A 7,880-nucleotide genomic window follows, 5' to 3' on the forward strand; every position below is an offset into this window, starting at 1 on the left:
CCGCCCCGCGGAGGCGACGACCGGCGCGCCGGCCGGCTACGACGTGCTGGCCGTCAGCTACGCCAGGGCGGGCGATCTCGTCGGCGAGGTCTGCGCGCACGGGGCGGACGTGGTCGTGCTCGCGCCGGCGGACGTGCGGGCCCAGGTCGTGGCGGAGCTCACCGCCGTCGCGGAGGCGTGGGCATGACCTCCGCCGACCAGGTCAACCGGCTGCTCGCGCTGGTGCCCTACCTGCAGACCCACCCCAATGCAGAGCTGGGCGCGACCGCCGCCGTGTTCGGCGTCACCGCGGAGCAACTGCTCGACGACCTCAACGTGCTGTGGTTCTGCGGCCTGCCCGGCGGGATGCCGGGTGACCTGATCGAGGTCGACATGGACGCGGTCACCGAGTCGGGGCGGATCCGGCTCACCAACGCCGACTACCTGTCCCGTCCGATGCGGTTCACGCCTGATGAGGCGATGAGCCTGGTGGTGGCGCTGCGCGCGGTCAGGGAACTGGCCGGGGGCAACCTGGCCGAGGGGACCGAGTCGGCGCTGGCCAAGCTGGAGCGCGCGACCGGCGCAGGAACGGTCACCCCGATGGTGGCCGTCGCGGTCGGGTCAAAGGACATCCGGCAGCAGCTGGCCGCCGCTGTCGCGGCCGGTGAGCTGGTCGACCTGGACTACACCGGCGCAGGCCTCGCTCCCTCCACGCCCCGGGTGGCGCCGGTCCGGCTGATCACCAGGGACGGGTTCGGCTACCTGCAGGCCTGGAGCCCGGAACGGGCCGGCTGGCGGACCTACCGGCTGGACCGGATCGATGCCGTCCGTCCGACCGGGCAGCCTGCGGGGGAGGTGGGCGAACCGCCCGCGTTCGGCCCCGGCTGGCTGGAGCAGCGCGCCGACGCGGCCCAGGTCACGCTCAGGCTGGCGCCCGCGGCGGCGTGGATCACCGAGTACTACCCGACCCGCGCCGTGCGCACCCTGGATGCGGCGATCGAGGTCGACCTGCTCGTCGCCGACCCCGCGTGGCTGCGCTCGCTGCTGCTGAGGCTCGGCAGCGATGTGCTGGCGGTCACCCCCCCTGCGGCCGCGGACGCCGCCCGTGAGGCGGCGACCGAGGCGCTCGCCGCCTACGCCGGGTAGGGTTCGGGCCATGGTCTGGGTGCTGGTCTTCGGCGGGATTGCGCTCGCCGGGCTGATCATGGTGGTCAGCTACGCCGTGTGGCTGTGGCACAAGGCGTCCGACCTGTTCTCCGAGCTGGAGATGCTGGGCACCCGTGCGAACGAACTCGCGGACCTGGTCGGCCAGATCCAGCCGACCCTGCCGCCCGGCCGCGGGGGAACAGGGCAGTTCCCGATCGACACGTGAGGTTCCGGCACGCTCTCGCGTCCGGCGTCGCCACGGTTGCGCGAGGAAGCGAGCTAAGGTAGCCCGGAGATTCCGGGAGAAGGAGAGAGCGCCATGCCGAGTCTGGGTGGCTGGGAGTGGGTCATCCTCGCCCTGATCGCACTGCTGCTGTTCGGCGGCTCCCGCCTGGCCGGGATCGGCAGGAACACGGGCCGCGCGATCCGCGAGTTCAAGGAGGAGACGTCGTCGCTGCGCTCGACCGGGAACCCGGCCGAGCCGACGTCGCCGACCCAGGCCGCACCGACCGTGCAGCCGAGCCCGACTGTGCAGCCGAGCCCCCCCACGGCGCCGGGCGGCACCGGGGTGGATCCGGAGAGGTCCTGATCTCCGTCGATGGCAGAGGGTAAGCGCCGGCGCTTCGCCTGGCTCAGGCCGCCGGAGGCAGGACCGGGCGGCACCATGTCGCTCGGCGACCACCTGCGCGAACTGCGCTACCGCCTGATCGTCTCCGCGGTCGCGATCATCGTCACCAGCCTGCTCGCTGCGATCTGGTACGACCAGCTGTACCAGGTGATGCTGCGTCCCTACCTGCTCGCCGTGCAGATGCTGGCCGAGAGCAACCCGAATCTCGACCCGACGACCGTCATCACCGGGGTGGCCACACCGCTGATCCTGGCGATGAAGGTGTGCGTGGTGGCGGGCATCGTGCTGTCCAGTCCCGTGTGGGTGTACCAGATCTGGGCGTTCATCGTCCCTGCGCTGCTGGCCAAGGAGAAGAGGTACGCGCTGGGGTTCATCGGTGCTGCGGTGCCGCTGTTCCTGCTCGGCGTGCTGATCGGGTACTACATCATGCCGCAGGGGATCTCGGTGCTGTTGGCCTTCACCCCCTCCAGCGTCCCCGTGACGAACCTCGTCGACGTGGAGGACTTCCTCACCCTCACCCTTCAACTCATGGTCGTCTTCGGGTTGGGCTTCCTGATCCCGGTGCTCGTGGTCGGCCTCAACCTCGTCGGCGTGCTGAAGGCGGACCAGTTGAAGAAGGTCCGCACCTACGTCGTGTTCGGCATCTTCGTCTTCGGTGCCGCGGCGACGCCGTCCACCGACCCGTTCTCGATGCTGGCGCTGGCGATCCCGATGACCGTGCTCTACCTGATCGCAGAGGTGATCTGCCGCGTCCACGACCGGCGCAAGGCCAAGGCCGACCTGGTCGTGGCGGGAACCTGACGGTGCCGCTGCGCTACGACGGCCCCACCCTGACGCTGGTGGTGAATCCGGAGGCCGGACGGGGTCGTGCGCGCCGGCTGCTGCCCCAGCTCACGGCCGGTCTGGTCGCGGGGCTGCCCGGGGCGAATCTCCACGTCCACCAGACCACGTCGTTCAGTGATGCGCGGCTGCGCTGCATCCAGGCCGTCGATCAGGCCAGGCCCGCCGTGGAGGGGCATCGGCGGGACGCGCTGGTCGTGATGGGCGGGGACGGGATGATGCACCTCGGCCTGAACGCGGCGGCAGGGACCGACGTGCCGCTCGGGCTGGTGGCCGCCGGCCGTGGCAACGACTTCTGCCGCGGGATCGGCGTCCCGAACGATCTCGCCGGTGCGATCCGCACGATCGTCGCCGGCCACACGCTGCGGATGGACCTGATGGAGGCGCGCGGTCGGTTGGCCGACGGAGCCGAGCGGCGCTGGGTGGGCTCCATCGTCAGCACAGGGTTCGACGCCCGGGTGAACTACCGCACCAACCACCTGCGCTGGAACCTCGGCCAGCTGAGCTACACCTGGGCGGCGCTGGCCGAGCTGAGCCGGTTCGAGCCGGTGCCCTACCGGCTGGTGATCGACGGCGAGGTGCGCGATCAGACGGCCATGTTCGTCGCGGTCGGAAATGCCGGCTGGTTCGGTGGCGGCATGCAGGGCTGTGTCGGAGCGGACGTCACCGACGGACTGCTCGACCTCACCGTGGTGAACCCGGTCAGCCGGGTCACCCTGCTGCGGCTGCTGCCGCGCATGTTCGACGGCGGCTACATCCGCGACCCGGCCGTCGAACAGTTGCGCGCCCGCGAGGTCGTGGTCGACGGCGACGGCCTGTTCGGCATGGCCGACGGCGAGGAGCTCGGCCCCGTCCCCCTGCGCCTGCGGGCCGTCCCGGACTCCCTGTCCGTCTTCGCGCCTTCCCACTGAGCCGGCTTGTCGGGATCTCCGCCGGTCGGAGGCGGCTCAGATGCTGACCAGTCGGGAGGTGCGGGGGGATTCAGTAGGTTGGAGGCCGTGGACACGCTCACCGCCTTCCGGGCGCAGTACCCGTTCGCGCTGGACGACTACCAGGTCACCGCGTGCGAGCACGTCGCAGCCGGGCGCGGAGTGCTCGTGGCCGCCCCGACCGGCGCCGGCAAGACGGTCGTGGGGGAGTACGCGGTGTTCCTCGCCCTGGCCACCGGCCGCAAGTGCTTCTACACCACCCCGATCAAGGCGCTGAGTAACCAGAAGTACCACGACCTGTGCGAGCGCCACGGCGAGGCGAACGTGGGCCTCCTCACCGGCGACACCACCCTGAACGGCGAGGCGCCGGTGGTCGTGATGACCACCGAGGTGCTGCGCAACATGCTCTACGCCGGCTCGCCGACGCTGGCGAACCTCGGGTACGTGGTGATGGACGAGGTGCACTACCTCGCCGACCGGTTCCGCGGCCCGGTGTGGGAGGAGGTGATCATCTCCCTGGCCGAGTCCGTGCAGCTGGTCGCATTGTCCGCGACGGTGAGCAACGCCGAGGAGTTCGGCGACTGGCTCTCCGAGGTGCGCGGCGGCGTGGAGGTCGTGGTCACCGAGCGTCGTCCGGTGCCGCTGTACCAGCACGTGATGGTGGGCCGGCGACTGGTGGAGCTGTTCGCGGGCGAGGAGGTCAACCCCGAGCTGCTCCGGCTGGCGAAGGAGGATTCCCGCAGCCAGCGCGACGACAGCCGCCGCCCGCGCGGACGCTCCGGCAATGGCAGGCGCACCTCCGCCTACGGCTCGGGCCGCTACGGCGGGGCGGCCTCCCGCGAGCGGCTGGAGGCGTCCCGACGACTGGTGCCGCGCAGGGACGCGACGATCGAACGGCTGGCGAGGGACGGCCTGCTGCCCGCCATCTTCTTCATCTTCTCCCGGCAGGGTTGCGACACCGCTGCCGGGCAGCTGGCGAACTCAGGCCTGAACCTGACCACCGGAGCGGAGAAGCGGGCGCTGGCGGAGATCGCGTCCCGGCACACCGCGGGGCTCAGCCCCTCCGACCTGGCTGCACTGGAGTACGACCGGTTCCTGGCCGCCTTCACCGACGGGATCGCCGCCCACCACGCAGGGCTTCTGCCCGCCTTCAAGGAGATGGTCGAGGAGGCTTTCGGCGCCGGGCTCGTGAAAGTGGTGTTCGCCACCGAGACCCTCGCGCTCGGCATCAACATGCCGGCGCGCAGCGTCGTCCTGGAGAAGCTGGTCAAGTACAACGGCGAGACCCATGCCGACATCACGGCCGGCGAGTACACGCAGCTGACCGGACGTGCGGGCCGGCGCGGCATCGACGTCGAGGGCCACGCCGTCGTCTGCTGGCAGCCGGGCCTCGATCCCCGGGCCGTGGCTGGCCTGGCGTCCCGGCGCACCTACCCGCTGCGGTCGTCGTTCCGGCCGACCTACAACATGGCCGTCAACATGGTCGGCACGGTCGGGCGTGAGCGCGCCCGCGTCCTGCTCGAACAGTCGTTCGCCCAGTACCAGTCCGACCGGTCGGTGGTGGGGCTGGCCCGTTCGATCGCGGCCGGTCGGGCCAGGGCCGCGCAGGAGTGGACGCAGGCGTCCTGCGATCGCGGGAGTGCGGAGGAGTACTTCCGGCTGCGCGGACGGATCTCCCAGCTGGAGGCGGACGCGGCGCGCGAACGCCGGGCCGATCGCCGGGCCGAGGCGATCGAGGCGCTGCAGGGGCTGCGCCCCGGAGACATCGTGGACATCCCGGGCAAGCGGCACCGCGCCTGGGCGGTCGTCGTGGATCCCGGGGTGGGCGGCGGCGGGGGACCGGCCCCGACCGTCCTGACCGCCGACCGGCAGGTCAAGCGGCTCTCGCCCGCGGACTTCCCGGTGCCGCCGACCGTGGCCGGGCGGGTGAAGATCCCCAAACACTTCGACCTCCGCTCGGCCGCCTCCCGGCGCAACCTCGCCGCGGCGCTGGCGTCCCGGCTGCAGCACGGCCCGCTGGAGGCCGCCGACGTCCCCGACCTCGCGGACGCGGAAGCGATGGCGGCGATCGCCCGGCTGAGGGAACAGTTGCGCGCCCACCCCGTGCACGGCTGCCCCGACCGCGAGGGCCACGCCCGATACGCGGAGGCGGCGCTTCGCCTGGAGCGGGAGACCGAGACGGCCCAGCACCAGGCCGACCGCTGCACGAACACGATCGCGGTCCGGTTCGACCGGATCTGCTCGGTGCTCGAGTCGCTCGGTTACCTCAGCCCCGATGGCGGCTCGCAGGTGACCGATCAGGGCCGGATGCTCGCGCGGATCTATTCCGAGCTGGACCTGGTCACAGCGGAAGCGGTACGGGACGGCGTCTTCGACGACCTGACCGCGGCTCAGCTCGCCGCCGTGCTGTCCAGCCTGGTCTACGAGGCGCGGGGAGACCGCCGCAGTCCGGCCCGCATGCCGGACCGGCGCAGCGAGGATGCCCAGATCCGGCTGCGCGGCATCTGGCGGCAGGTGTCGCTGTCCGAACGCGACCACCGCCTGCCCAGCCACGGCGAACCCGACATCGGTTTCGCCGAGGCGATCCACGCCTGGGCGTCGGGCGCCGACCTGTTCGACGTTCTCATGCTGTCGGGTCTGACCGCCGGCGACTTCGTCCGCTGGGCTCGCCAGGTCGTGGACGCGGCCGGCCAGCTCGCCGACGCCGCAGGCCCCGGCCTCCTGCGCACCACCTGCCGCGAGCTGATCTTCCACGTCCGCCGCGGCGTTGTCGACGCCGCCCCCCTCGAGGACTGACCCGACGCCGGCACGCCGGGACTGTCCCCTTTCCCGTTCAGGGGACGGTTCTGTTCCCGTTCGCGGGACTGTCCCCTTTCTCGTTCGGGGGACGGACCTTGCCCCCCTGCGACCCCGCGGTTCGTGGCGCGGCCGCGGAACGACGATTCGTGCCCTCCGCCCCGGCTAGCCTGATCCCCATGACCCTCGCCATCCGCGTGATCCCCTGCCTGGACGTCCACGACGGGCGGGTCGTGAAGGGGGTCAACTTCCTCAACCTGCGCGACGCGGGCGACCCGGTCGAGCTGGCCGCTGCCTACGGCGAGCAGGGTGCGGACGAACTCGTCTTCCTCGACATCTCGGCGTCCGCCGAGGGGCGGGCGACGACCTACGACATGGTGCGGCGCACCGCGGAGACGGTGTTCATCCCCCTCTGCGTGGGTGGGGGAGTGCGTGCCGTGGCGGACGTCGACCGCCTCCTGCGCACGGGCGCGGACAAGGTGGGCATCAACACCGGCGCGATCGCCCGCCCGCAGGCCATCGACGAGATCGCCCGTCGCTTCGGCAACCAGGTCCTCGTCCTCTCCCTGGACGCGCGGCGCGAGACCGGCCGACCATCCGGCTTCGGCGTCACCACGCACGGCGGACGCGTCTCCGCCGGCCTGGACGCGATCGAGTGGGTGCGGGAGGCCACCGAGCGGGGCGCGGGCGAGGTGCTGCTGAACTCGATGGACGCCGACGGCACCACCGACGGCTACGACCTGGAGATGATCGCGGCGGTCAGGGCCGTTGTGGATGTGCCGGTGATCGCGTCGGGCGGCGCGGGCTCCGTCGAGCACTTCGTCGAGGCCGCGCGGGCCGGCGCGGACGCGGTCCTTGCGGCCAGCGTCTTCCACTACGGCACCCTGACCATCGCCGAGGTGAAGGCCGCCCTCGCCGCGGCCGGGTTCCCCGTACGCTGAACCCATGGACTGCCTGTTCTGCTCAATCGTTGCCGGCGACATCGGTTCGCGGCAGGTGTACGCGGACGAACACGCCGTGGCCTTCCTCGACATCAACCCCTGGCATGTCGGCCACACTCTCGTGGTCCCGCGGCGCCACGTCGACGACCTGATGGGGGAGCCGGAGGCCCTCACCGAGATCGCGCCCGCGATCGCCGCCACCTCGCGGCTGCTCGTCGACCGGCTCGGAGCGGACGGGCTCAACCTGCTGAGCAGTTCCGGCGCGGTCGCCGGGCAGGAGGTCTTCCACCTGCACGTCCATCTCGTGCCGCGCTACGCCCACCGCCCCGGGCTTCGGGAGCTGATGGTTCGCGAGGACGGCATCGACCTCGACCGCGTGTATCGGCAGATCACGGGCGAGTAGCCGGGGCCCATCCGCGGCCGGCCCGCCGGGTGGCCCGGCGAGGTGGCGAAGGATCCGAACGCTCAGCCGAAGCTGACGATGCAGGTCTTGCCGGTCGGGCAGGTGATGCGACCGAGTGCGAAGTCGGCGTAGGTGCCGGTCGCGGTGGTCTTGACGCCGGTCTTCGGTGCTCCGAGGGTGGCCGCGTCGGCCTTGCTCAGCGCGTTGTACGCCTTCAG

At 71.7% G+C, this 7,880-nt stretch carries 9 protein-coding genes; all 9 read left to right on the forward strand.

Annotated elements, in window-relative coordinates; all coding sequences use genetic code 11:
* Positions 1 to 187, forward strand: a 187-nt coding sequence (locus tag QM633_RS01510; RefSeq protein ID WP_415151953.1) for a hypothetical protein, incomplete at its 5' end; no start/stop codon positions are given.
* The gene (locus QM633_RS01515) at positions 184 to 1,125 is read left to right on the forward strand and encodes a WYL domain-containing protein (protein ID WP_415151954.1); all 942 of its coding nucleotides are present in this window, start codon (positions 184 to 186) and stop codon (positions 1,123 to 1,125) included. The genes QM633_RS01510 and QM633_RS01515, both read left to right, overlap by 4 nt.
* Before the next feature lie 10 nt (positions 1,126 to 1,135).
* On the forward strand, positions 1,136 to 1,351 hold the full coding sequence (locus tag QM633_RS01520; protein WP_415151955.1) for a hypothetical protein: 216 nt from the start codon (positions 1,136 to 1,138) through the stop codon (positions 1,349 to 1,351).
* Between the two features lie 93 nt (positions 1,352 to 1,444).
* On the forward strand, positions 1,445 to 1,714 hold the full coding sequence (gene tatA / locus QM633_RS01525; protein WP_415151956.1) for a twin-arginine translocase TatA/TatE family subunit: 270 nt from the start codon (positions 1,445 to 1,447) through the stop codon (positions 1,712 to 1,714).
* Positions 1,715 to 1,723: 9 nt separating this feature from the next.
* Positions 1,724 to 2,554 carry a twin-arginine translocase subunit TatC gene (gene tatC, locus QM633_RS01530; RefSeq protein WP_415151957.1) on the forward strand — a complete coding sequence of 277 codons (831 nt, stop codon included), beginning with the start codon at positions 1,724 to 1,726 and terminating at the stop codon, positions 2,552 to 2,554.
* Positions 2,555 to 2,556: 2 nt separating this feature from the next.
* A complete protein-coding gene (locus QM633_RS01535) occupies positions 2,557 to 3,504 on the forward strand; it encodes a diacylglycerol/lipid kinase family protein (protein WP_415151958.1) in 948 nt (315 codons plus the stop codon).
* A 78-nt stretch (positions 3,505 to 3,582) separates the two neighbouring features.
* The gene (locus QM633_RS01540; RefSeq protein WP_415151959.1) at positions 3,583 to 6,318 is read left to right on the forward strand and encodes a DEAD/DEAH box helicase; all 2,736 of its coding nucleotides are present in this window, start codon (positions 3,583 to 3,585) and stop codon (positions 6,316 to 6,318) included.
* Between the two features lie 179 nt (positions 6,319 to 6,497).
* Positions 6,498 to 7,259: an imidazole glycerol phosphate synthase subunit HisF gene (hisF, locus tag QM633_RS01545; RefSeq protein WP_415151960.1), complete on the forward strand. Its 762-nt coding sequence runs from the start codon at positions 6,498 to 6,500 to the stop codon at positions 7,257 to 7,259.
* 4 nt (positions 7,260 to 7,263) lie between these two features.
* Positions 7,264 to 7,662: an HIT family protein gene (locus QM633_RS01550; RefSeq protein WP_415151961.1), complete on the forward strand. Its 399-nt coding sequence runs from the start codon at positions 7,264 to 7,266 to the stop codon at positions 7,660 to 7,662.
* Positions 7,663 to 7,880: the final 218 nt, after the last annotated feature.

The sequence above is a fragment of the Propionicimonas sp. genome, from assembly GCF_047606205.1.
Classification (GTDB): Bacteria; Actinomycetota; Actinomycetes; order Propionibacteriales; family Propionibacteriaceae; genus Propionicimonas.